The sequence below is a fragment of the Cyanobium sp. ATX-6F1 genome, assembly GCF_047395825.1.
Classification (GTDB): Bacteria; Cyanobacteriota; Cyanobacteriia; order PCC-6307; family Cyanobiaceae; genus ATX-6F1.
The window spans coordinates 918,557-942,263 of sequence record NZ_JBCEBF010000003.1 but is presented as its reverse complement, the minus strand read 5'-3'; the positions used below and the strand labels follow the sequence as shown (position 1 = coordinate 942,263).

Below are 23,707 nucleotides of genomic sequence, written 5' to 3'. Positions count from 1 at the left end.
CTTTCAAGTTGGCGGCACCCAGGTACTGCAGGGCTAGGTCTCTGGGGTGGGTGGAGAGATGGGTCCGCCCGCTCAGGAGAGCTAGACCTGCGTGGCCACCTGCTTGGGCTGCCAGCGAGCGGCGCTCCAGCGGCGGGTGGGAGGGGGTTCTCGGGCCAGCTCTGGGGAGCGATGGTGGCGAAGCTCCCCGTGGCGGTGTCGCTGCCGCTGGTGTCGAAACCTTGAGCGTCGTCGTCGTTGGCGCTGATCTTGGCTTTCCAGCCGCCCAATACCACCCGCTTGCGGGCGGTCAGGTTGCGCGGGGTGACCTCCGAGCTGTTGACGATGCCCTCCTGAGTTCTCACATCGGGCCGCCTTAACTGCTGGGGCTGGATGTCCGCATAGGCGCCGGCGTTGAAGGGCCGTTTGAGGGCGGGCACCCGTCGCGCGTTGAGATCGTTCGCGGTGATGAAGCGCTCGTACGGGACGGTGTCCTCACCGAAGCTTTCGCTGTATTCGGAGCTAGCGAGGATGGCATCCACCACCCCGTAAAAACCCTTTCGGGCCGCGGTGTCGAAGTAGCCGTCAATTTCCCAGCGACCGAAGGTGGGGCGACCCAGCAGCCGGCGGTGGATGATCTCGATCGCCTTGGTGATGTACAGACCGTTCCAGTAGCGGCGACGGAAAGCGGTTGAGCGAGCCACCTCACGGATGAAGTCCCGCAGGCAGATGTCGCCATTCTCGAGCTTGATCTCCTCCACCTTCAGGCGCTCACCGGCATAGCCGGCCGTGCCCAGCACCTGCACGTAGACGGCGTCGATCACCGCGCTGGTGCTTGATTCGGTTCGGCGAATGCTGGGTTGTCCACCACGGCGCGGAACCGAGGAGCCGCCGGTGGAGATCTGCTGCAGGCGCACCAGTTTCGGCCCCACCCGGCGGGGCTTGGCCTTGCGGAACTGGGGGCTGTCCATCTGCCCCGGCTGGGCGATGCCGTTGCCGATCAGGATCCGTCGGTTGTCGTAACCGACAGGAGCTGGACGGGTGGCCACGGACGCCGTGCCCGAGGGGAAGATGGCGCCGTAGTTGAGGGCGAGCGGGTCGTTGCCGCCGCCGTAGGCGTGTTGATCGGCGAAGGGCTGGCGGTAGGAGGCGTAGAGCGTGACGTACTGCGGTGCCCCCTCGAAGGGCGCGCTGAAATTGAACAGCTTGCGGTTGGACCCCCAGCCGGCGCTCTCCTGGGCTTCCTCCCCGAGATCGCGCAGGAAGGGAACGGTTTCCTCCCCGAACACCCGGGCGTATTCCTGGGTGTTGATCAGAGCGTCGACCAAGCCCTTGAGGCCCTGGGCACTGACGATGTCGAAGTAGCGGGTGAACTCCTCTCGGGAGCTGATGCCTCGGCCAAGGAAGTGGCGGAAGGCCAGCTCGACGGCGCGGCTGTTGGAGAAGCGCCCGTAGAACTGCTGGCGGTACTCCTTGCTCTGGCCAAGGGAGCGGATGAACTCGCGCATCGAGATCTGTCCCTGACGCACCTGGGTGGCCTCAACAGGGCTCACCACCTGGCTGTAGCCCTTGACGATGTCGCGCTCGAACACCTGCCTGTAGGCCGCCCGGATCACCTCGGCCTTCTGGGCGCCGGTCTGGCCGGGCTTGATGTTGTAGCGGGGGCCTTGCCCTGGGCTGCCAGCGCGTAGTTGGCAGGTAGCTGCAGACCCTGGTTTTCGGGGCTGCCGAGACGCTGGCGGGGGAGGGGGTGGGAACGTCGAGTTCCTTGATCAGGACGTTGAAGGCCTCGATCACCAGGCTCCGGGCTTCAGGCTCGCCGTTGAACAGCTCCGCGGCGGCGGCGCGCATTTCCTGCAGGGCCACGTTGGTGGCTGTCAGGGAGCATCCCTTCTCGAGCACATCCCGCAGGCCGCGGGTGTTCACAGAAAGGATGCTGGGGTCGCCGGCCATCACTGAGTAGCCCACGTAACGCAGGAACCAGGCCAGGTCGCGCACGGATTTGCGCATGCGCTCCGTGCCGTACAGGGCGACGCTGATCGGGCTGAAGCCGGTGGGGAGCACGACGCGCACATCCGCATCGGCCTGGAGGCCCCCAAGAACCCTGCCCAGGAAGCCCTTGGTGGCACTGCCCTGGGCAAACGTGGCGACCGAGGCCGCAAAGGCGATCTGATCGGCCGCCAGGGGCGTGGCCTCAGCGCTGCGTTGGGACTCCGGGGTCAGCGGGGCATCGAGGTAGGAGAGCGGGGTACCGCCGGAGAAGATGCGGTTCGCCGCGCGACCAACGATGCCATCGGCGTTGGCCGACAGACGCCTGGCGACCTCCACACGTACGAGACCGGTCTGGAAGAAGGTGCTGAGGTTGTCGAGCTCGCCGAGATCGGGGAAGCGGTCCTGTTGCTCCGCCTGACGGACGCTGGAGAGCGGCAGGGTGTCAAACAGCTGGGGTGAAACCCTGGGGCTGCCGCTGCTGGCGGTCACGGTCATGAACGAGAGCGAGCCTGGCCAAGGAACGTTACGGCTGGCCCTGGTGCCGATCGGGGGGCCATGAACAAATGTTTGCAGCCCCCAGGCCGTGTGGTTCCCAGGTCCGTCGGCCCCATGAAAAGCTCCCCTGGTCAGCGTCCAGCGTTCCGCCGCCCTCCCCATCCATGCCCGAGGGATCCACCGATGCCGCCACTCCCGTGGTGAGCGCCTTCTACGACCGCTTTCCCTACCCCGGTGACCCCCTCCAGGACGGCCCTCCCCCGGGTACAACTGGCGTTGGTGTGTGCCCTGCGCCTACGGCGTCTGCACCGGTGCCGTGCCGGAATGGCCCGAACCGCTGCGGATCCTGGACGCGGGTTGTGGCACCGGTGTCAGCACCGACTACCTGGCCCACCTCAACCCGGGCGCCGAGATCCTGGCGGTGGACATCAGCCCCGGCACCCTTGAGGTGGCCCGCGAACGGTTGCGCCGCTCGGGTGCCGCCGGGCGCGCCTCGGTGCGGATCGAGCAGCGCAGCCTGCTGGACCTGGCGGGCGAAGGACCGTTCGATTACATCAACTCCGTTGGCGTCCTCCATCACCTCAAGCAGCCCCAGGCGGGGCTCAGGGCCCTGGCCGAGCTGCTGCGGCAGGGGGGCTGCTGCACCTCTTCCTCTACGCCGATGGGGGACGCTGGGAGATCCACCGCACCCAACGGGCCCTGACGCTGGTGGGTGCAGGAGCCGACGGGGAGGGGCTGCGCCTGGGCCGCGAACTGCTCGCGAGCCTGCCGGAGCGGAACCGCCTGCGCCGTCACCATGAACAGCGCTGGGCCCTGGACACGGCCGCGGATGCCAACTTCGCCGACATGTATCTGCATCCCCAGGAGAGCAGCTACGACCTCGATCGCCTGTTCGCCTTCGTGGCCGCCGCTGACCTGCAGTTCGCCGGCTTCTCCAATCCCCAGGTCTGGGATCCCGCCCGCCTGCTCGAGGGGAGCTTCTGGAACGGGCCCGGGCCCTGCCGAAGCGGGAACAGTGGCAACTGGTCGAGGCGCTCGATCCCGACATCAGCCATTTCGAGTTCTTCCTCAGCCAGGGGGAACTGGCGGCGGCCGACTGGAGCCGTGATCAGGTGGTGCTTGCGGCCCGCGGTCAGCGCAACCCCTGTCTCTGGGGCTGGCCGGGGTCCAGCCTGCTGGGTCCTGATCTGGAGCCCCTCAACCTGGAGCCTGAAGCGGTCGCCTTGCTGCAGGCGATCGACGCGGCCGGGGCGGACACGCCCCTGGGCGAGCTGGATCTGGATTGGGCCCCGGAGCCTCTGGCCGCCGTGGCACGGGGACTTGTGAGCCGGCAGCTGTTGCTGCTCAGGCCCTGAGCGGAAGGGGCTGCGTGATAAATTCCGCACGCCTTTTCAGAGCCTCGGCGCCCTTGTTGGCCAGCCCTGATCAACATCTCGAGTTGCTCTCCACCCAGGGGTCGGAACTCGCGCTGGAAGCAGGATCTGACCCAGGGTTGAAGCCTGAACCGGTGATGACCTCCTCCCCTGCGGAGGTGGCCATGGCCGAAACGCTCCCCCTTGGTGGGGCTCGTTTACAGACCAGCGGCGACATGGCTGATTACGCGCGGCTCAAGCGGCGCCTGATCCAGGCCACCCTGATCGCTTCCGCTACGGCGGTGCCGATCGCTGCCTTGGCCTTTGACCTCTCCACGGCAGGAAGTCTTCTGGTCGGTGCCCTCGCCGGGCTCCTCTACCTGTGGCTTCTTTCCCGCAGCGTGGACAAGCTCGGCAACGGCGCCAAGTCAGTGGGAAAGGTCCAGCTTCTGGTGCCTGTGGTGCTCGTCATCGCCTCCACCAGGATCCCCCAGATGGATCTCCTTCCAGCCCTGATCGGTTTCCTGCTCTACAAACCCGCCCTTCTGATCCAAGGGCTGCTCGATGCCAGAGTTGGTTCAACCCAGCGCTGATCAGCACGAGTCTCCAGCCCCGCCTCCTCCACCCCATCCGTCGCTTGAGCGACACCGAACGTTCAGCCCGATGGTTCCCTTGCCACTCAATCTTCCCTTCGCCGCCCTGGAGGTTGGACAACACCTCTACTGGCACCTGGGCAACTACAACATCCATGGCCAGATCTTCCTGAGCTCCTGGGTGGTGATTGGAGCCCTGCTGACCGTTGTGGTGATCGGATCCCGCAAGTTGGAGCGCGATCCCCGCGGTCTCCAGAACCTGCTGGAATATCTCTGGGCCTACATTCGTGATATCGCGCGTGATTATATCGGAGAAAAGGCCTATAGAGATTGGCTGCCTTTCATCGGCACCCTTTTCTTGTTCATCTTCGTCAGCAACTGGGGCGGTGCCCTGATCCCCTGGAAACTCATCCACCTTCCCAGTGGGGAATTGGGTGCCCCCACCGCAGACATCAACACCACCATCGCCCTGGCCCTGCTGGTTTCTCTGGCCTACTTCTATGCCGGCCTGAGTCGTAAGGGCTTCCGATACTTCGAGTACTACGTGGAGCCCACGCCGATCATGTTGCCTTTCAAGATCGTCGAGGATTTCACCAAGCCGCTCTCGCTTTCTTTCCGTTTGTTCGGCAACATCCTTGCCGATGAACTTGTTGTGGCGGTGCTGGCTTTTCTCGTTCCCCTCATCGTTCCCTTGCCCGTGATGTTCCTGGGTCTGTTCACAAGCGCGATCCAGGCATTGATCTTCGCCACCCTCGCCGCCTACTACATCGGCGAGGCCGTCCATGAATCCCACGCCTGAATCCAGACCTGATTCCAAGCCGGCCGGTCCCACGGTCTGCTAGATCTCCTGCGCGCAGGTCCGGCTCGATCCGGGCCCATTCCCAAGGTCTTTCCCTGGGAATGTCCAAGCGCCGCGTTCCGTCCTCGGTTCACTCCGCGCTGCATCGGCGCCCCACATCTCTTCCCCAACATGGATTCGATTACTTCCGCTGCGTCTGTTGTGGCAGCCGGTCTGGCCGTCGGCCTGGGCTCCATCGGCCCCGGCATTGGTCAAGGCACCGCTGCCGGCGGCGCCGTTGAAGGCATTGCCCGCCAGCCTGAAGCCGAAGGCAAGATCCGCGGCACCCTGCTGCTGTCTCTGGCCTTCATGGAGTCGCTCACCATCTATGGCCTGGTGGTCGCCCTGGTTCTGCTGTTTGCGAACCCCTTCGCCAACTGATCACGCCCAGAGGGAAAGGCCTTCCGGAGCGTTCCATCCCCCGCTCCGGAGCGTCACTCCCCACCGTCCACCGTCCTGATCACTCCAGCGCTCCTGCCCCATGACCAGCTGGCTCCTGCTTGCCGCAGCCGGTACACCGGAGGGGGTCTCTTCGACCTCGATGCCACCCTGCCGCTCATGGCGGTGCAGGTGGTGCTCCTCACCTTCATTCTCAACGCCCTGTTCTTCCGTCCCATCGGCCGGACGGTCGAGGAGCGCGAGGGCTACATCGCCACCAGCCGCGCTGATTCCAAGCAGAAGCTTGCCCAGGCTCAACGGCTCGAGGCTGACCTCAAGACCCAGCTCAAGGAGGCCCGTCAGGAAGCCCAGAAGCTGATCGTTGCGGCCGAGGAAGAAACCGACCGCCTCTACCGCGACGCCCTGGCGGCCGCGATGGCCGATTCCAATGCCAGTCGGGAAAAGGCTCGCCGGGAGATCGACACCCAGCGGGAAACCGCGATGGGGCAGATCCTTCTTGACGCCGATCAGCTCGGAGACCTCATTGTCCAACGTCTGCTGGCTGCCCAATGATCACCTTCGTTGCCCCTCTGCTGGCCAGCCACGGAAGCTTCGGTTTCAACCTGGATCCGTTTGAGACCAACATCATCAACCTGGCGATCGTGATCGCCGGTCTGTGGAAGTTTCTGCCCGGTTTTCTGGGCGCGATCCTGGAACGGCGCCGTAGCGCGATCCTCACTGAGCTGAACGATGCCGAGAACCGTCTGGCTGAAGCCGCCACTTCGTTAGCGGAAGCTCAGCAGGCCCTTGCTGCGGCTCAGCAAAAAGCGGCCAAGATCCTCACCGACGGACAAGCCCGGGCGCAGTCGATTCGCCTCGAGAGCGAATTGCGCACCGTTGAAGAGATGGCGCGCATGAAGCAGGGCGCCGCCACTGATCTGAGTTCAGAAGCGGCCCGGGTGACCACCCTGCTGCGCCGGGAAGCGGCCCGGCTGGCGATCGAGAAAGCCCTGACCTCGCTGCCTTCCCAACTCGATCAAGCGGCCCAGGCTCGGCTGATCGATCAGTCCATCGCCAACCTGGGGGCCTCCTGATGCCACTGCTCAATTCCATCACCACTCCCTACGCCGAAGCCTTTCTGCAGGTCGCTGACCAGCGTGGGGAAACCGATGAGGTGATTGCCCAGGCGAAGGAGCTTCTGGTCCTCTGGCACGAAACCCCCAGCCTCGGGGAGGCCCTGGCCTCGCCCGTGATCGAAGTGGAGGCCAAGAAGGACGTGCTGGTCAAGCTGTTTGCCGATCAGCTCACCCCCTCGTTCCTCAACCTGCTCAAGCTGCTCACCGACCGCTCACGCATCGGTGTGTTGGACGCTGTCCTCGAGCGTCTGTTGGAGCTCTACCGGGAACAGCGCCAGATCGCTCTGGCCACCGTCACCTCAGCCACCCCCTCTCGGATGAGCAGCAGGCTCAGCTGAGCGCGAAGGTGCAGGCGGTTGCCGGCACCGACAAGGTTGAGATCAAGCTCCTGGTGGATCCCGCCCTGATCGGCGGCTTCATCATCAGCCTCGGCTCCCAGGTGATCGACGCCAGCCTCTCGGGCCAGGTGCGTCGACTCGGTCTGGAGCTGGCCCGGGTGAGCTAGCCACCACCCCCTGAGCCAACCTTTCCTCCACCCCTCCTTTCCCCCACCGCCTTCCCCCCAGGGGACTTCCCACCATGGTTTCCATCCGACCCGACGAGATCAGCGCCATCCTCAAGCAGCAGATCGCTGACTACGACAAGTCAGTTTCGGTCAGCAACGTCGGAACGGTGTTGCAGATCGGCGATGGCATCGCCCGGGTCTACGGCCTCGAGAAGGTGATGTCCGGTGAACTGGTGGAGTTCGAAGACGGCACCGAGGGCATCGCCCTCAACCTCGAGGACGACAACGTCGGCGTGGTGCTGATGGGCGAAGGCCGTGGCATCCAGGAGGGCAGCACCGTCAAGGCTTCGGGCCGGATTGCTTCGGTGCCCGTGGGCGATGCCCTGCTCGGTCGCGTGGTGAACCCCCTGGGCTTGCCGATCGACGGTAAGGGCGAGATCGCCTCCACCGAAAGCCGCCTGATCGAGTCGATGGCGCCGGGCATCATCCAGCGGAAGTCGGTGCATGAACCGATGCAGACCGGCATCACGGCGATCGACGCCATGATTCCCATCGGCCGCGGCCAGCGGGAACTGATCATCGGCGACCGCCAGACCGGCAAGACCGCCATCGCCATCGACACGATCCTCAACCAGAAGGGTGAGGACGTCGTCTGCGTCTATGTGGCCATTGGCCAGAAGTCGGCCTCGGTGGCCAACGTGGTCGAGGTGCTCCGGGAGCGCGGCGCCCTCGACTACACCGTGGTGGTGTTCGCCAGCGCTTCGGAAGCGGCGGCCCTTCAATACCTGGCCCCCTACACCGGCGCCGCCATCGCTGAGTACTTCATGTACAAGGGCAAGGCCACGCTGATCGTCTACGACGACCTCACCAAGCAGGCCCAGGCGTACCGCCAGATGTCGCTGCTGCTGCGCCGTCCCCCGGCCGTGAGGCCTACCCCGGTGACGTGTTCTATTGCCACAGCCGCCTGCTGGAGCGGGCCGCCAAGCTCTCCGACGCCATGGGCAAGGGCAGCATGACCGCCCTGCCGATCATTGAAACCCAGGCGGGTGACGTCTCGGCCTACATCCCCACCAACGTGATCTCGATCACCGATGGTCAGATTTTCCTCAGCTCCGACCTGTTCAACTCCGGTCTGCGTCCCGCCATCAACGTGGGCATCTCGGTGAGCCGCGTGGGCGGCGCCGCCCAGACCAAGGCGATCAAGAAGATCGCCGGCACCCTCAAGCTCGAACTGGCCCAGTTCGATGAACTGGCGGCCTTCTCCCAGTTCGCCTCCGACCTCGATGCCGCCACCCAGAAGCAGTTGGGCCGTGGCAAGCGTCTTCGGGAGCTGCTCAAGCAGCCCCAGTTCAGCCCCCTGTTGCTGGCCGAACAGGTGGCCGTGGTCTACGCCGGAGTCAAGGGCCTGATCGACGAGGTGCCTGTGGAGCAGTGCGCTCTGTTTGTGCGTGAATTGCGCGAATACCTCAAGACCAATTGCGCCAACTACATCGAGACCGTTCAGCGCGACAAGCAACTGAGCGAGGAGTCTGAGGCCCTGCTCAAGAGCGCCATCAACGAAGTCAAGGCCAGCCTTCTGGCCGTCGCCTGAGCACCCCCATCCAATGGCGAACCTCAAGGAAATCCGTGACCGGATCAGTTCGGTCAAGAACACCCGCAAGATCACCGAGGCCATGCGCCTGGTGGCCGCAGCCAAGGTGCGTCGGGCCCAGGATCAGGTGCTGCGCAGCCGACCCTTCGCCGACCGGCTCGCTCGGGTCCTGGAAAACCTCCAGGCGAACCTGAGCGGAGAAGGGGCCGATGTGCCCTTGTTGCAGAGCCGAGCGGTCTCCAGGATCACCTTGCTGGTGGTCACAGCCGATCGCGGCCTCTGTGGTGGCTACAACGCCAACATCATCAAGCGCACCGAGCTGCGCTTCGCCGAGCTCAAGGACCAGGGCTTCACCGTAGATCTGGTCCTGATTGGCCGCAAGGCGATCACCTACTTCCAGAACCGCTCCTATCCGATCCGGGCTACCTTCACGGGCCTCGAGCAGGTGCCCAACGCCGATGAGGCCCGGGGCATCGCGGATGAAGTGTTGGCGGAGTTTCTTTCCGAGAGCACCGATCGGGTGGAGATCATCTACACCAAGTTCATCAACCTGGTGAGTTCCAACCCCGTTTCCCAGACCCTGCTGCCCCTCGACCCCCAGGGAATCGCCAGCCCTGACGACGAGATCTTCCGCCTCACCACCCGCGAAGGTCGACTCCAGGTCGAAGTGGGCTCGGCTCCGGAGAACACTCAGCCGGTCCTGCCCTCGTCCTTCGTCTTTGAGCAGAGCCCGGCGCAACTGCTCAATGCGTTGCTGCCGCTGTATCTGCAGAACCAGCTGCTGCGCTCGCTTCAGGAGGCGGCCGCCAGTGAGCTGGCCAGCCGGATGACGGCCATGAACAACGCCAGCGACAACGCCAAGGCCTTGGCCAAGACCCTCACCCTCGATTACAACAAGGCCCGCCAGGCGGCGATCACCCAGGAAATCCTCGAGGTGGTGGGTGGCTCCGCGGGAATGGGCTGATCTGAGCAACCTCCAAAGCGGTCCTGCTCCTTCTTTTCAGCCGGCTTTCGGGCCGGCTGTTTCGTAGGGTTCACTGGATGGATGGCTCCCCACTTCGGCCCCTCTCGCTGCCGGAGCACCAGGGATTGGTGGTTTCACCCCTGTTCCCGCTGGCCCTGGGCAGCGCCCAGCTGCGGCTCGATCCGCTCGATCTGGCGGTGATGCTCCAGGACGTTCTGGCGCTGCGGGGTGAGGCAAGCGGCAACCCCGATCCCGATTGCGCCTGGACGGGGGATCTGCATGGGGTCGCTCAGCTGCACGAGCACCCCAGCTTTTCGAGCCTCTGCCGTCAGGTGGAGCAGCTGAGCCTGGCCTACCTGGAGCGGCTGGGCTTTGCCCTGGATCGTGTGGGCCTGCATCTGCAGCGCTGCTGGCCGGTGGTCAGCGAGCCCGGCCAGGGGTGGGACGCCATCACCACCCCAACGCCCACCTGAGCGCGGTGGTTTACCTCAATGGCGATGGCAGCGGTGAGAGTGGTTGCCTGCGGCTGTATCCGCCCTGTCAGGTCAATGAGCTGGTGCCGGGGCTGGCGGTGGGCCACGGCGGGCCGATCCAGGTCGGTGGTGATCTCAACGCCCCCTGGGCGGAGGTGGCCCCCGGGCTGGGCTGGTGGTGCTGTTCCCGGCGGCCACCGACCACGCTGTGGCGGGCAACGACGGCGAGGACCGGCGCTTCTCGATCAGTTTCGATTTCGTGCTCACCGCCCCCGCCGGCTCCCAAGCAGGTGGGCCCTCAGCGGAGTACCTGGCGCCCCATCCCAGCCAGTGGCGTCCCGTCGTCCAGGAAGATGGGCAGGTTGTGGACTGATCAGGCGCCCCAGGCAACCCCATGAGTGACACCTTCACCGTGATCGCCCTGCTGCATGGCGCGGAGCACAGCTTCCCGTGCCGCAGTGACCAGACCGTGCTGGCGGCCGCCGAAGCCGCCGGGGTCCCCCTGCCCAGCTCCTGCTGCTCAGGGGTGTGCACCACCTGTGCGGCCTTGCTGCAGGAGGGTCAGGTGCACCAGCCCGACGCCATGGGTGTCAGCCAGGAGCTGCAGGCGAAGGGTTACGCCCTGCTCTGCGTCTCCACGCCGCTGAGCGATCTCAAGCTGCTGGCGGCCCAGGAGGATGCGCTCTATGAAGCCCAGTTCGGTCAATTCCAGAAGTGACGCTGGAGAGCCTGGAGCTCTGGTTCGAGCTGGCTCCTGGGCTCCTGAGGCCCCAGGTGCTGGCGGCCCTGGCGCCCCACGGCGAACCCCTGCGCTGGGCGCTCACGGCTGTGGAGGTTGAGGTGGACGGGGCACGGCGGGCGCGGCTGGAGGCGGTGGTGCTGCGGTGAGCAGCTTTCCCCCGCTGCCGACGGTGATGGTGATTCCCACCGGCATCGGTTGCCAGATCGGGGGCTATGCCGGCGATGGCTTGCCCAGTGCCCGGCTGCTGGCGGCGGCCAGCGGCTGCCTGATCACCCATCCCAATGTGATGAATGGTGCGGCGCTCTACTGGAGTGATCCGCGGATCCACTACGTGGAGGGCTGGGCCCTCGACCGTTTCGTGGCCGCTGAGCTGGCCCTGGTGCCGGTTCGCAGCCAACGGGTGGGGGTGTTGCTGGATGCGGCCATCGAGGACGACCTGCGGCTGCGGCACCGGCAGGTGATCGAGGCCTGCCGCAGCACGCTCGGACTGACCATCGGCCCGGTGATCACCACCGATGAGCCCCTGGAGGTCAGCCTCAGCGTGGGCCCCAGCGGCAGCAGCTGGGGCAGCCTGGGGCGGCCTGGGGCCTTGCTGGCGGCCGCTGAGCGCCTCAAGGCGGCGGGAGCCACGGCGATCGCCGTGGTGACGCGCTTCCCCGAGGCCCCCTCCTGCGAGGCCCTGGCCGCCTACCGAGGAGGTAGCGGGGTCGACGCCCTGGCCGGCGCCGAGGCCGTGATCAGCCACCTGCTCGGGCGCCAGCTGGCGCTGCCCTGCGCCCATGCTCCGGCCCTGGAGCCCCTTCCCCTGGATCCCAGCCTGGATCCGCGGGCGGCGGCCGAGGAAATCGGCACCACCTTCCTGCCCTGTGTGCTGGTGGGCCTGTCGAGGGCCCCGAACCTCTGGCCGATGGCCCCTGGGTGCCCCGCCCCACCTGCCGGAGCGCTCCTCGGCGAGCAGGTCGGTGCCGTGGTGGCCCCTGCCGGAGCCCTGGGGGGCGAGGCGGTGCTGGCGGCCCTGGACCGGGGCGTTCCGGTGATCGCCGTGGCCGGCAACCCATCGCTGCTGGCGGTCAGCGCCGAAGCCCTGGGGGTGACCGTGCTGCCGGCGGCCAGCTACGCCGAGGCGGCCGGCTGGGTGCTGGCCCTGAGGGAGGGCCTCGCTCCGGAGGCCCTGGGGCGACCGCTGCGGCCCCTGGGCTGATGCACCAGGCTCAGCGCAGGCAGGCCATCGGATGGCGGGTGGGCAAGCCAAGCGCCTTGGCCACCCCGGGATGGCAGACATCTCCACTGATCGTGTTCAACCCCGACATCAGCTCGGGACGCTCGGTGATCGCCTCGACCAGGCCCCGGCCCGCGATGGCGAGGATGTAGGGCAGGGTGACGCTGACCAGGGCTTCGGTGGAGGTGTGGGGCACAGCGCCGGGCATGTTGCCGACGGCGTAGTGCTGCACCCCGTGGATGGTCAGCACCGGATCGGTGTGGGTGGTCTCGCGGCTGGTGGCGATGCAGCCCCCTGGTCGATGGCCACGTCCACGATCACCGACCCCGGCCGCATCTGGCGCACCAACTCCTCGTCGACGAGGCTCGGGGCACGGCCGCCCGGAGTCAGCACCGCGCCGATGAGCAGATCGGCCGACGGCACCAGCCGCTCCACCAGCCCCCGGCTGCTCACCAGGCTCACCAGGCGGCCGCGGCGGTCGGATTCCAGGTTGCGCAACCGCTGGGGGGAGTGATCGAGCAGCAGAACTTCGGCATCCATGGCCGCCGCCACCCGGGCCGCATGCCAGCCCACGGTGCCGGCCCCCAGCACCACCACCCGGGCCGGCCTGACGCCGGTGCAGCCACCCATCAGCACACCTCGGCCGCCATGGGGTTTCTCCAGCAGGTGGGCCCCGACCTGGGCCGCCAGCCGTCCGGCGATCTCGCTCATCGGGGCCAGCAGCGGCAGACTGCCGTTCTCCAGTTGCACCGTTTCGTAGGCCACACCCGTGGTGCCCGCCTCCAGCAGGGCCCGGCCCACCTCCGGATAGGCGGCCAGGTGGAGGTAGGTGAACAGAACGAGGTCACTGCGCAGGAAAGGAAACTCCTCCACCTGGGGTTCCTTCACCTTGACCACCAGGTGGGCGGCCCAGGCCTCCTGGCGGTCCACCAGGCGGGCGCCGACGGCGGCGAAGGCCTCGTCGCTGATGCCGGCGCCGGCGCCGGCCCCGTGCTGGATGCGCACCTCCAGCCCATGGGCCACCAGTTCCCTGACGCCATCGGGTGTCAGGGCCACCCGCTGTTCGTCCCGTTTGATTTCGGAGGGAACTCCGATGCTGGCGATCGGAGCCGCCGGGCCGGAGGCTGACATGGGGTTGGGAAGCTCCTACCAGGTTGGCGACTCAGCCGGCTGATCGCCAACGAAGAACGGCATTCTCGCCTCAGTCGGCGGCGGCGATCGGCATCCGCCAACCGGTTCCGAAGGCCCGGCGGCTCACCTTCAGCAGCGGCGGGGCCTGGCGGCGTTTGAATTCCGCTCGTCTCAGCAGTCGCTGCACCCTGTGGGCCAAGGCCGGGTCGATCCCCGCTTCAATCAGATCCTCCGGGCTGCGCAGCTCATCGATGTAGGCCGCGAGGACCGGATCAAGCACGGAGTAGTCGGGCAGGGAATCGCTGTCCTTCTGGTTTGGGCTGAGCTCGGCGCTCGGAGGTTTCTGGCGGATCGCCTCGCCGATCAAGGGGCCTTCGGCCGCCAGGCCGACCCGTTGTCGGGAAGGACCGGATTCAGGGGCGTCAAGCCAGGCGCAGAGGGCGAAGACGGTGCTCTTGTAGAGGTCGCCGATCACGGCCAGGCCGCCGTTCATGTCGCCGTAAAGGGTGCAGTACCCCACGGCCAGCTCCGACTTGTTGCCCGTGGAGAGCAACAGCTGGCCCTGCTGGTTGGCCAGGGCCATCAGCAGGGTGCCCCTGATCCTGGACTGCAGGTTCTCGGCCGCCAGGCCCGTGGGCGGCCCAGCGAGGGGGCCATCCAGGGTTGAGGCGAACTGCTCCATCAGCGGCGCGATCGCCACGGTGTGGTGGGCGATCCCGAGGGTGCCGGCCAGGGCCAGGGCGTCGCTGATCGATCCGGCGGAGCTGTAGGGGAGGGCATCAGCAGGGCCTGCACGCGCTCCGGACCGAGGGCGGCCACGGCCAGGGCGGCCACCAGGGCCGAATCGATGCCGCCGCTCAAGCCCAGCAGCGCCCGCTGGAAGCCGCATTTGCGCGCGTAGTCCCGCAGCCCCAGCACCAACACCTTGAACAGCTGCTCCATCGCCGGCGGCAGGGCCGGAGTGGCGGTGGCCTGGAGCTCTCGCGGAGCCTCATCAACGTCGTAGGTCCAGAGGCCCAGGTCCTCCTCGGCGCAGGCCAGCTGCAGCCGCACGCTGCCGCCTGGATCGATCACGAAGCTGGAGCCGTCGAACACCAGCTCGTCGTTGCCGCCCACCTGGTTGACGTAGACCACCGGGCAGCCCAGCCGCGCCGCCGCCGCCTGGGCCAGCTGGTGGCGCAGGGCCGCCTTGCCCTGGCCGAAGGGTGAGGCCGAGAGGTTGATCAGGAGCTCGGGGTGAAGCGGAATCAGTTCAGCGATCGGGTCGGGACCGGCCAGCCGCGGGATCGGCAGGGTTTCCTCCACCCAGAGGTCTTCGCAGATGGTGAGGCCCAATCGCCAGCGGCGACCTCCCACGGGTAACTCCAGCAGAGCGGGCTGGTCGGAGCTGCGGAAGTAGCGCCGCTCGTCGAAGACGTCGTAGCTGGGCAGCAGGCGCTTGCGGGCCACGATCCGCCACTGGCCCGCCTGCACCAGGGCGGCGGCGTTGAACAGGCCAGGCTGCTGGCCCCCGGCAGGGGCTCGCTCACCCCCAGCACCAGGTTCAGTTCGGACGGCAGTTGGCGCGCCAGTTCCCCCAGCAACTTGTCGTGCTCTCGCTGCAGGGCCGGGCGCAGCAGCAGGTCCCGCGGCGGGTAACCCCAGAGGGCCAGCTCGGGGGCCACCACCAGATCGGCGCCGGCAGCGGCCGCCTCAATGCAGCGCTGGGCCAGCCGCTCGGTGTTGCCACGCAAATCGCCCACCAGCGGATTGATCTGGGCCAGGGCGAGCCGCATCAGCGCAGGGGGCGGGCGGCTGCAGGGCCGCCGGTGGCCGTGCCTGCCAGGCCATAGAGATTGTGTTTCCGCAGCACCGGCAGGAGCTCATCTGGGATCAAGGCTGGATCAGGCTGTTCGCGGATCTGGGAGCTGGCGGCGGCGGGGATCTCCAGGGGCAACACCTCAAGGTTGGCCCCCAGCTGGAGCAGGCGCTCCAGCTGTTCGGCTCGCAGGGGCCAGCCCTGGCGGGGCACAACCGCCAGTCGGCAGGCGGCCAGGATCCCAGCGGCGTCGTACCAGCGCGGCAGCTGATCCACCAGGTCGCTGCCAAGGACGAACACCAGTTGGGCCCCAGGCCAGCGCCGCTGGGCTGAGCGAAGGCTTTCGATCGCCCGCGGGCTGCTGAGCGCCTGGTCGAGGATCAGGCGTGGGTTGGCCAGACCGCTCACCAGGGCCTGGAGCAACGCCGAGCGAACCGCCAGTGGCGCCCCGTGGTGCTTGAGAGGATTGTCGCTGGCGTAGGTGGCCACCAGCGGAAAATGGCGGGTGAGCCCCTCGAGCAGGGCCCGGTGGCCCAGGCTGGGGGATCGGCACTGGTGCCGAACAGGGCCACGACCGCAGGGTCCGAGGAGCCGTTGGGTTCGCTCATGGCAACAAGGCCTGGAGCGGTGGAGCGGTGTCCAGCGTCTGCCACTGCACCAGCCAGCGTTGCACTTCAGGATCCTGGCGGGCCAGGCGGCGCAGCAGGGCGCCGGGGCGCGCGGCCCCCACCTGGGCGCCGCGCAGCAGTTCGCGGGCGGCCAGGCGCCCGGTGCGCCGGGTGGCCACCACCGCCAGGGCCACCTGGGCCAGGGCCACCGGCGCCGCCGGCGCCAGGCTCAACCCGCCGCTGAGCGGGGCCGCGAGCACCAGCATCTGGCGCAAGGCGCCCAGCAGCAGCTGGATCCCCAGCTGGGCGCCCCCCAGCAAGGCGCTCTGGGCCGAGATCCGCCCGAGCATCAGCCGGGCCTGGGGGCCATCGAGCTGCAATCCATAGAGACGGCAGAGCTGAACCACCAAGGTGGTGTCCAGGGCCAGGGCACCGGCCACATCCAGGAGCACCAGAGGGTTGGCCGCGACGCTGGTGGCCTTGAGGGCGGCGAAGCGGCCGATCAGGCCCCGGGCGGCCTCGCGGCCGTGGCCCAGCCGCCAGTGGTGCAGACGCTGGCTGAAGCGGTCCGCGGCCCGCAGGCTGTTGAGGGCCAACAGCAACAGGCCACTGCGCCGGAGCAGGGCGGTGAGCTGTTCTTGCAGCGGTTCGATCCGGGCCGGCTCCCGCTCGCTGCGCACCCGTCCATCGGCCAGCAGGGTGGCGCGGCGGGGGCGGCGGCCACCGTCACCAGCTCCAGAGCGGCCGCCGCCGCCGGCAGCCGGCGGCGGATGCTGGCCTCCAGGTCGCCCAACTCATCGCTGGGCCAGCAGTCGCTGCGGTTGAGCACCAGCATCAGGGGGTGCCGCCCCGGAGCAGGGCCTCGAGGGCCTCCAACTCGGGGGCCGTCAGGTCGCCATCGAGCACGAACAGCACCAGATCGGCCCCCAGGGCCACCCGGGCCGCCAACCGCTGGCGAGCGCTGGCGGCGATCTCATCGATCCCGGGGGTGTCCACGAGCTCCACCCGTTCCAGCCCAGTGATCGCTTGCTTCCAGGGGGCGTGCTCCTGACGGCGGGTGCAGCCGTGGGCCACGTCGGTGGCGAAACGCCCCTCCCCCAGCAGGGCATTGAGCAAGCTGGATTTGCCCACCCCCACCCGGCCGAACACCGCCACCCGCAGGCGCCGTTGGCGCAGGCGCTCCAACTGGGCATCCAGGGCGGCCAGCTCAGGCCCCAACACGGAGCGTTCCCGGGGCGAGAGCCTCAGCTCCGGGCGCCAGCGCTCCAGCAGGGCGGTGCAGCGTTCGGGGCTGGGGGTGGCGGTCATGGGGTTTCCGGCTTGGCCGCTGAGCGCGGCCGCCACCAGCCTGCGAGCACCGCCAGCACCGCATCGGCGCCGATCAGACCGACGAAGGCTCCGAACTCATCAACGACCACCCGCACCGAATGGTTGCTGCGCCGGAAGGCGGTGAGCAGCCGGTCGGCGCGGATCATCTCCGGCACGAATTCCACCTGTTCGGTGTGGCTGGCGACGCTGGAGCCTCCCTGACCCATGAGCAGGGCAGCCAGCAGATGCTCGCGGCTGGCGACCCCGAGAACTTCGTCCACTTCCTCCCCCAGCACCACCCACCAGGCGGCCGTGTTGCCGAGCAGGTTGTCCCGCAGCGCGGCCAGCTCGGCATGGCCCGCCAGGGTGGGGGCCGCCACCCTGGGCACCATCAGATCCCTGGCGGTCAGGTCGTTGAGCTGGAACACCTTGCCGATCATGGCGGCCTCATCGGCCTCGATCTGGCCCTTTTGGGAACCCAGCCGCGCCAGCAGGCGGATCTCTTCCTCGTCGGTGGCCAGTTCGTTCTCGGCCGTGATCGCCGGCATCAGCCACTCCAGCAGCACCACCAGGGGCAACATCAGCCGCAGCAGCAGCGCCACCGAGGCCGCGCTGGCCAGGGACAGGGGCAGGGCCAAGCTGCTGCCGAGGGATTTGGGCAGGATCTCACCCAGCAGGATCACCAGCACCGTGAGGCCCACCGAAAAGAGCGGCAGGGCGACTCCGCCAATGCCCTGCTTTTGGAACACCCAGCCGGCATAGCTGCCGAGCATCAAGCTGCCGAAGATGTTGAAGGCGTTGTTGGCGATCACCAGCACCGCCAGGGCGCGGCCGAGCCGGTTCTTGAGCAGCTGCAGGGAACGGGCCCCCGGGGTGGGTTGGGCCGCCCGGCCAGCTCGTGCACCCGCAGGGGTTCACGGTGAGGATCGCCGCCTCCACGCCGGAGCAGATGGCCGAACCGACCAGAATCACCACCACCAGACCCACCAGGCCGATGAGTTCGTTCATGGCCGTTGGGTCATGCGGGCCTGAATCGGAGGCTGGGGGCCACAGCTGAGCTGGCGATCTGACACTCTCATTTAATCGGCTATGCCATCTTCCCGCTGTACCTCCCTGCCCCCATGGTGACCGACTCAGCCGAGTTCCAGCAGCGCCGCTCCCGTTTTCTTGAGCAGTTGGGCGAGGTGGCGGCCGTGATCCCGGCTTCGCCGCTGGTCACCCACCACGCCGATGTGGAGCATGCCTTCCGCCAGAACAGTGATTTCTGGTACCTCACCGGCTTCGATGAACCCGGGGCGGTGGCCCTGTTCCTGCCCCATCGCGCCGAGAACCCGTTCGTGCTGTTCGTGCAGCCCAAGGAGCCGACGGCGGAGGTCTGGAACGGATTCCGCTGGGGCTGCGAGGGGGCGGTGGAGCGCTTCGGCGCCGACCTCGCCCATCCCCTGGCTGAGTTGCCGGATCGTCTCGGCCCCTACCTGATGGGGGCCGGCGGCATCGCCTTTCGGGTGGGCCGGCATCCGGAGCTGGAGCCGCTGGTGCTCAAGGCCTGGGGCCAGCAGCTCGATCGAGCCCCCGCAGCGGCCAGGCGGCCCTGGGCCTGGTGGCCCCCTGCCCGATCCTGCACGGGCTGCGGCTGCGCAAGAGCCCGGCGGAGCTGGAGCGGTTGCGGGAGGCGGCGCGGATTTCCGCTGAGGCCCATGAGTTGGCGCGCCTGGTCACCCGCCCTGGGCTGGGCGAGCGCCAGGTGCAGGCGGTGATCGAGCAGCATTTTCTTGAGCAGGGGGCGCGGGGGCCCGCCTACGGCTCGATCGTGGCCGGGGGCGACAACGCCTGCGTGCTCCACTACACCAGCAACAGTTCCACCCTGGCGGCCGGCGACCTGCTGCTGATCGATGCCGGCTGCAGTCTGAACGACTATTACAACGGCGACATCACCCGCAGCTTCCCGATCGACGGTCGTTTCAGCCCCGAGCAGCGGAACCTCTACGAGCTGGTGCTGGCGGCCCAGCTGGCCGCGATCGAGCGCGTGGCGCCGGGGGCGGATGCCGAGCAGGTGCATGACACCGCCGTGCGGGTGCTGGTGGAGGGACTGCTGGAGCTGGGGCTTCTGAGCGGCTCGGTGGACGGGGTGATCGAGCAGGGGGCGTACCGGCACCTCTACATGCACCGCACCGGCCACTGGCTCGGGCTCGATGTGCACGACGTGGGCGCCTATCGGCTCGGGGAGCATCCCGTGCCGCTCGAGCAGGGCATGGTGCTGACGGTGGAGCCGGGGATCTACATCAGCGATCGGCTGCCGGTGCCCGAGGGACAACCGGCGATCGCTGAACGCTGGAAGGGCATCGGCATCCGCATCGAAGATGACGTGGCGGTCACGGCCCAGGGCCACGAGGTGCTCACAGCGGCGGCCCTCAAGGCCGTGGCGGCGATGGAGCGCTGACGGGTTGGACGAGTGTGGAGGCGGAAGCTTCAGGGCTCCAGCCAGGCGAGCAGCTGATCAGAGCTCAGATCTGAGGTGCGGCCGAGCAACCGGTCGGCACCAGCGGCACGCAGGGCCTCCTCGTAGCGGTGTCGGGCGGGGGCATCGCCATGGAGGTGCGGGGGCGCCACCGCCAGACTGAGCAGGGCCTGACCCGGTTGGCTCAGGCGGGCCTGTTCCACCGTGAGCACATCGGCGACGGTGTCGCCCAGGTAGGCGATCGGGGGGATCCAGGGCCCAGGGGCCGGCCCGCCAGCCGCTCCGCCAGCCGCAGCAGCCCTGTGGGATCGGGCTTGTCGGGGGCATCGCCCATCGCGATCAGGGGCGGATCGCTGAGCCCCAGACGAGCTTCGAGCACATAGCGGGCCGAGGGTGGCTCAGCGCCGCTCACGAATCCCCAGGCGACCTCGGCGTCAGTGAGTGCCGCGAAGAAGCCTGGCTCCACCAGCAGTGGCTCGCTGCGGATGAACCCCCGCCAGAGGGAGGGATCGCCCTCCGGGTCGCCGCCGAAGTAGAAGCCGCTGAACACCTCCACCAGGGCCTCGAAGGCCGGCAGGTCCGCCAGCTCCCCCGGCGCAGGAGTTCCAGGCTGGCCTCCCAGTCGTTGTTCCAGCGACCTTCGCCCTTGAGGGCATCGATGTTGCTGGCGCTCGGCCGCCAGCCGCCGAAGTGGTACACCGTTTCCACCAGGGCCCGGCGGTAGCTGCCGCTCACGTCCCGGATGACGCCATCGATGTCGAACAGCAGGATGGCTCGGGGGCTCAGAAATGCTGCTCCTGCGGCTGGTAGGTTAGTTGTTTGATCCCAAGTCTTGAGCGCAGAAACCATGACGGGCCCTGAGAGCGTCGCAGTGAGCGCGGCCATTCCCGAGGCTGGCCTCCCCGACGACGACACCACCCAGGGCCGTCCGGTGCTGCGGGGTGCGAGCGCCGCCCTGGCCACGGCCACTCTCGATGAAAACGGCGTCCCCTCCGGGCGCACCCCCAAGCCCGATGAGGGCCGCTTCCTGCTCAAGATTCTCTGGCTCCCCGACAACGTCGCCCTGGCGGTGGATCAGATCGTCGGCGGCGGCCCCAGCCCCCTGACGGCCTACTTCTTCTGGCCCCGGGAAGATGCCTGGGAAACCCTCAAGGGCGAGGTTGAGGGTAAAAGCTGGATCACCGACAACGAGCGGGTGGAAATCCTCAACAAGGCCACCGAAGTGATCAACTACTGGCAGGAGGAAGGCAAGGGCAAGTCTCTCGATGAGGCCAAGCTCAAGTTCCCCGATGTGACCTTCTGCGGGACCGCCTGAGTCCGGCATCGTTGCCTCCCCAGGCTTCGGGTGGCGCCTCTTCTGGGGCGCTTTTTCATGGGTGGATCCCTTAGTTCTGGCAGGTGAGACGGGTTTGTTCACGCCGCACGGTTCATTCAGCGCCGTTGATCGTGTGTGATCCAACGAGGCAGGGAGATTGGATGCGCGCGCATCCCCTCCGTTCGTCAGCGTCAGCCACCCACCTTTACCCGATGGCGCGCTTTGCGGCACACAGAGGATGATGCTCAACTATCGGACCTGACTTCGCAGCCATTCCCCTGGACCATCAGGTCATGGGGAGAGAGGGTCTGAGGGGCTTTCCGCCAGGGGCGAACTGGCTCGAATCAGAGGATCGAGGCGCGGGTGGCTTGCAACCGGGCCCGGGCGCGGGACAGCTCCTGTAGTGCCTTCAACTTCTTGGTGCTGGAGGGTTGACCCTCAAAGCCGCTGGCGGCCTGCTCCGCCTTTTCGAGTTCCTGTTGGGCGGCGGCGGGGTCGATGGCGGCACCGAGTTCGGCGCCGTTGACGAGCACCGTGACCTGGTCGGACTCCACTTCGGCGAAGCCGCCGAGCAGGGCGATCGCCTTCCAGCCGCCAGATTCCCGCAGCCGCAACACACCCACATCCAGGGCGGTGAGCAGAGAGATGTGCCCAGGGAGGATCCCCAGTTGGCCTGTCGTGCTGGGCAGGATCACCTCATCGGCGCTGCCGTCGAAGAGGCTTTTGTCCGGGGCCAGGACGCGAAGAGTCAGTGCCATGGATCAGGCCTTCGCTTCAGCGAGGATCTTGGCCGCCTTGGCACGCACCTGGTCGATGTTGCCCACCAGATAGAAGGCCGCTTCGGGGAGATCGTCGAGTTCGCCAGCGAGGATCAAGTTGAAGCCCTTGATGGTGTCTTCGAGCTTCACGTATTCACCGGACTGGCCGGTGAAGATCTCCGCCACGAAGAAGGGCTGGGAGAGAAACTTCTCGATCTTACGGGCCCGATCCACCGTGCGGCGGTCATCTTCGGAGAGCTCGTCCAGACCCAGGATCGCGATGATGTCCTGCAGTTCCTTGTAGCGCTGCAGGGTGGACTGCACGGTGCGGGCGGTGCGGTAGTGCTCATCGCCCACGATCGCCGGCTGGAGCATGGTGCTGGTGGAGTCCAGGGGATCCACCGCCGGGTAGATGCCTTTGGAGGCCAGGCCGCGGCTGAGCACGGTGGTGGCGTCTAGGTGGGCGAAGGTGGTGGCGGGCGCCGGGTCGGTGAGGTCGTCGGCGGGAACGTAGACCGCCTGGATGGAAGTGATCGAGCCTTCGAGGGTGGAGGTGATCCGCTCCTGGAGCATGCCGACGTCGGTGCCAAGGGTGGGCTGGTAGCCCACGGCGGACGGCATGCGCCCCAGCAGGGCGGACACTTCGGAGCCGGCCTGCACGAAGCGGAAGATGTTGTCGACGAAGAGCAGCACGTCCTGCTTGTTCACATCACGGAAGTGCTCGGCCATGGTGAGCGCCGAGAGACCCACGCGCATGCGGGCACCGGGGGCTCGTTCATCTGCCCGTAGCAGAGAGCCACCTTTGATTTGGAGAGGTCATCGGGGTTGATCACTCCGGATTCCTTGAATTCCTCGTAGAGGTCGTTGCCCTCACGGGTGCGCTCGCCCACGCCGGCGAAGACGGAGACACCGCCGTGCTCCTTGGCGATGTTGTTGATCAGCTCCTGGATCAGCACGGTCTTGCCCACACCGGCGCCACCGAACAGGCCGACCTTGCCGCCCTGGCGGTAGGGGGCGAGCAGGTCGATCACCTTGATGCCCGTTTCGAACACCTGGGGCTTGGTTTCCAGTTCGGTGAGCTTGGGCGCGTCGCGGTGGATTGAGGCCGTGAGGGTGGTGGCCACCGGACCGCGCTCATCGACGGGTTCGCCAAGCACGTTGAAGATGCGGCCCAGGGTGGCCTCACCCACGGGCACGGAGATCGGAGCACCGGTGTCGAGGGCTTCCATGCCTCGCACCAGGCCATCGGTGGTGCTCATCGCCACGGCGCGCACCCGATGGTCACCGAGGAGCTGCTGGACTTCAGCGGTGAGAGCGACCTGCTGACCGGCGGAATTCTTGGCCTCGATCCGCAGGGCGTTGAAAATTCTGGGCAGCTTGCCGGCGGGGAATTCCACATCAAGAACCGGGCCGATCACCTGACGGACGATTCCTTTGGATCCGGTGGTGGCGCCTTTCTTGGCGGGGGCAGCAGCAGCCATGGGTGATGGAAGTTTTCTGAGGAGGCGCGCAGCGGGGAGCACACCCAACTGGAGCGGCGTCACCTTACCACTTGGGCCTCCCCCAACCGGCTGATCCTTCTGGGCGCCTGCTTCTCCATGGTTCGGTCACCCGCACGCCGGCGTCCTTGCTGAGATCGAGGCCAGTAACCTAGGTTGGCACTCGAGCTGGCCGAGTGCTAACTCGGTCGCCCCGTGGCGCACTTCGCGCCACATCTGTTGCTCTCGAACCTATCTATGGCTGCTGTTTCTCTCAGCGTCTCCACGGTCAAACCGCTCGGAGATCGCATTTTCATCAAGGTGTCCGAGTCGGAGGAAAAGACCGCCGGCGGTATCCTTCTGCCTGACACCGCCAAGGAAAAGCCCCAAGTGGGTGGAAGTGGTCCAGGTGGGCCCCGGCAAGCGCAACGAAGACGGCAGTCGCCAGGCTCCTGAAGTGAGCATCGGCGACAAGGTGCTGTACAGCAAGTACGCCGGCACCGACATCAAGCTCGGTACCGACGAGTTCGTGCTCCTGTCCGAGAAGGACATCCTCGCGATCGTCAACTGATCAGTTCACTGATCCTCCGAACGCT

The 23,707-nt window shown here is 67.2% G+C and carries 12 protein-coding genes and 14 pseudogenes; 17 read left to right on the top strand and 9 right to left on the bottom strand.

Annotated elements, in window-relative coordinates; all coding sequences use genetic code 11:
• Positions 1-257: 257 nt before the first annotated feature.
• A pseudogene (locus AAF143_RS17160) lies at positions 258-2,466 on the bottom strand (phycobilisome rod-core linker polypeptide); the annotation flags it as partial.
• Positions 2,467-2,630: 164 nt separating this feature from the next.
• On the opposite strand from AAF143_RS17160, the pseudogene AAF143_RS17155 reads away from it, so the two are divergent.
• The 14 genes and pseudogenes from AAF143_RS17155 to AAF143_RS17090 all read left to right on the top strand — a co-directional run bounded on the left by AAF143_RS17155 (position 2,631) and on the right by AAF143_RS17090 (position 12,239).
• Positions 2,631-3,821, top strand: a pseudogene (locus tag AAF143_RS17155) (class I SAM-dependent methyltransferase).
• A gap of 155 nt (positions 3,822-3,976) precedes the next feature.
• Positions 3,977-4,411 carry an ATP synthase gene (locus AAF143_RS17150; protein WP_255008834.1) on the top strand — a complete coding sequence of 145 codons (435 nt, stop codon included), beginning with the start codon at positions 3,977-3,979 and terminating at the stop codon, positions 4,409-4,411.
• A gap of 70 nt (positions 4,412-4,481) precedes the next feature.
• Positions 4,482-5,210: a F0F1 ATP synthase subunit A gene (gene atpB, locus AAF143_RS17145; RefSeq protein WP_255008836.1), complete on the top strand. Its 729-nt coding sequence runs from the start codon at positions 4,482-4,484 to the stop codon at positions 5,208-5,210.
• 171 nt (positions 5,211-5,381) lie between these two features.
• Positions 5,382-5,630, top strand: a complete 249-nt coding sequence (gene atpE, locus AAF143_RS17140) for an ATP synthase F0 subunit C (protein ID WP_255008838.1) — start codon at positions 5,382-5,384, stop codon at positions 5,628-5,630.
• A gap of 100 nt (positions 5,631-5,730) precedes the next feature.
• Positions 5,731-6,200: pseudogene (locus AAF143_RS17135) on the top strand (F0F1 ATP synthase subunit B').
• Positions 6,197-6,721, top strand: coding sequence for a F0F1 ATP synthase subunit B (locus tag AAF143_RS17130; RefSeq protein ID WP_255008842.1), 525 nt, complete (start codon positions 6,197-6,199; stop codon positions 6,719-6,721). Before AAF143_RS17135 ends, AAF143_RS17130 begins: the two are co-directional and overlap by 4 nt.
• Positions 6,721-7,268 (top strand): annotated as a pseudogene (gene atpH / locus AAF143_RS17125) (ATP synthase F1 subunit delta). The gene AAF143_RS17130 and the pseudogene atpH overlap by 1 nt, the downstream one beginning before the upstream one ends.
• Before the next feature lie 74 nt (positions 7,269-7,342).
• Positions 7,343-8,376 (top strand): annotated as a pseudogene (gene atpA / locus AAF143_RS17120) (F0F1 ATP synthase subunit alpha); the annotation flags it as partial.
• Between the two features lie 42 nt (positions 8,377-8,418).
• Positions 8,419-8,859: a hypothetical protein gene (locus tag AAF143_RS17115; RefSeq protein WP_414027526.1), complete on the top strand. Its 441-nt coding sequence runs from the start codon at positions 8,419-8,421 to the stop codon at positions 8,857-8,859.
• A gap of 13 nt (positions 8,860-8,872) precedes the next feature.
• Positions 8,873-9,823, top strand: coding sequence for a F0F1 ATP synthase subunit gamma (locus AAF143_RS17110; RefSeq protein WP_255008848.1), 951 nt, complete (start codon positions 8,873-8,875; stop codon positions 9,821-9,823).
• A gap of 77 nt (positions 9,824-9,900) precedes the next feature.
• Positions 9,901-10,669, top strand: a pseudogene (locus AAF143_RS17105) (TIGR02466 family protein).
• A 21-nt stretch (positions 10,670-10,690) separates the two neighbouring features.
• The gene (locus tag AAF143_RS17100) at positions 10,691-11,014 is read left to right on the top strand and encodes a 2Fe-2S iron-sulfur cluster-binding protein (protein ID WP_255008852.1); all 324 of its coding nucleotides are present in this window, start codon (positions 10,691-10,693) and stop codon (positions 11,012-11,014) included.
• Positions 11,011-11,184, top strand: a complete 174-nt coding sequence (locus tag AAF143_RS17095) for a hypothetical protein (protein ID WP_255008854.1) — start codon at positions 11,011-11,013, stop codon at positions 11,182-11,184. Before AAF143_RS17100 ends, AAF143_RS17095 begins: the two co-directional genes overlap by 4 nt.
• 26 nt (positions 11,185-11,210) lie before the next feature.
• Positions 11,211-12,239 carry a DUF3326 domain-containing protein gene (locus AAF143_RS17090; RefSeq protein WP_255009107.1) on the top strand — a complete coding sequence of 343 codons (1,029 nt, stop codon included), beginning with the start codon at positions 11,211-11,213 and terminating at the stop codon, positions 12,237-12,239.
• Positions 12,240-12,249: 10 nt separating this feature from the next.
• Here AAF143_RS17090 and ald read toward each other — a convergent pair.
• From ald to AAF143_RS17065, 5 genes and pseudogenes are all read right to left on the bottom strand, one after another.
• A pseudogene (gene ald / locus AAF143_RS17085) lies at positions 12,250-13,388 on the bottom strand (alanine dehydrogenase).
• Positions 13,389-13,458: 70 nt separating this feature from the next.
• Positions 13,459-15,163 (bottom strand): annotated as a pseudogene (locus tag AAF143_RS17080) (NAD+ synthase).
• A complete protein-coding gene (locus AAF143_RS17075; protein ID WP_414027432.1) occupies positions 15,163-15,675 on the bottom strand; it encodes a nicotinate-nucleotide adenylyltransferase in 513 nt (170 codons plus the stop codon). Before AAF143_RS17075 ends, AAF143_RS17080 begins: the two are co-directional and overlap by 1 nt.
• Before the next feature lie 115 nt (positions 15,676-15,790).
• Positions 15,791-17,102, bottom strand: a pseudogene (locus tag AAF143_RS17070) (GTP-binding protein).
• A pseudogene (locus tag AAF143_RS17065) lies at positions 17,099-18,110 on the bottom strand (CNNM domain-containing protein). Before AAF143_RS17065 ends, AAF143_RS17070 begins: the two co-directional pseudogenes overlap by 4 nt.
• Positions 18,111-18,223: 113 nt before the next feature.
• Between AAF143_RS17065 and AAF143_RS17060 the strand changes: the two are divergent.
• Positions 18,224-19,542, top strand: a pseudogene (locus AAF143_RS17060) (aminopeptidase P N-terminal domain-containing protein).
• 29 nt (positions 19,543-19,571) lie between these two features.
• Here AAF143_RS17060 and AAF143_RS17055 read toward each other — a convergent pair.
• A pseudogene (locus tag AAF143_RS17055) lies at positions 19,572-20,346 on the bottom strand (TIGR01548 family HAD-type hydrolase).
• Between the two features lie 46 nt (positions 20,347-20,392).
• Here AAF143_RS17055 and AAF143_RS17050 point away from each other — a divergent pair.
• Positions 20,393-20,875, top strand: coding sequence for a 30S ribosomal protein PSRP-3 (locus AAF143_RS17050; protein WP_255008876.1), 483 nt, complete (start codon positions 20,393-20,395; stop codon positions 20,873-20,875).
• 344 nt (positions 20,876-21,219) lie between these two features.
• Here AAF143_RS17050 and atpC read toward each other — a convergent pair whose 3' ends face one another.
• The gene (atpC, locus tag AAF143_RS17045; protein ID WP_255008878.1) at positions 21,220-21,633 is read right to left on the bottom strand and encodes an ATP synthase F1 subunit epsilon; all 414 of its coding nucleotides are present in this window, start codon (positions 21,631-21,633) and stop codon (positions 21,220-21,222) included.
• Positions 21,634-21,636: 3 nt separating this feature from the next.
• Positions 21,637-23,114, bottom strand: a pseudogene (gene atpD, locus AAF143_RS17040) (F0F1 ATP synthase subunit beta).
• A 255-nt stretch (positions 23,115-23,369) separates the two neighbouring features.
• Between atpD and groES the strand changes: the two are divergent.
• Positions 23,370-23,682, top strand: a pseudogene (groES, locus tag AAF143_RS17035) (co-chaperone GroES).
• The last annotated feature ends 25 nt before the right edge of the window (positions 23,683-23,707 follow it).

Bases quoted from the DNA above. Each gene is read 5' to 3' on its own strand.
- AAF143_RS17090 (WP_255009107.1), top strand. From the start codon at position 11,211: ATGGTGATTCCCACCGGCATCGGTTGCCAGATCGGGGGCTATGCCGGC.
- AAF143_RS17130 (WP_255008842.1), top strand. From the start codon at position 6,197: ATGATCACCTTCGTTGCCCCTCTGCTGGCCAGCCACGGAAGCTTCGGT.
- atpC (WP_255008878.1), bottom strand. From the start codon at position 21,633: ATGGCACTGACTCTTCGCGTCCTGGCCCCGGACAAAAGCCTCTTCGAC.
- atpE (WP_255008838.1), top strand. From the start codon at position 5,382: ATGGATTCGATTACTTCCGCTGCGTCTGTTGTGGCAGCCGGTCTGGCC.
- AAF143_RS17150 (WP_255008834.1), top strand. From the start codon at position 3,977: ATGACCTCCTCCCCTGCGGAGGTGGCCATGGCCGAAACGCTCCCCCTT.
- atpB (WP_255008836.1), top strand. From the start codon at position 4,482: ATGGTTCCCTTGCCACTCAATCTTCCCTTCGCCGCCCTGGAGGTTGGA.
- AAF143_RS17110 (WP_255008848.1), top strand. From the start codon at position 8,873: ATGGCGAACCTCAAGGAAATCCGTGACCGGATCAGTTCGGTCAAGAAC.
- AAF143_RS17100 (WP_255008852.1), top strand. From the start codon at position 10,691: ATGAGTGACACCTTCACCGTGATCGCCCTGCTGCATGGCGCGGAGCAC.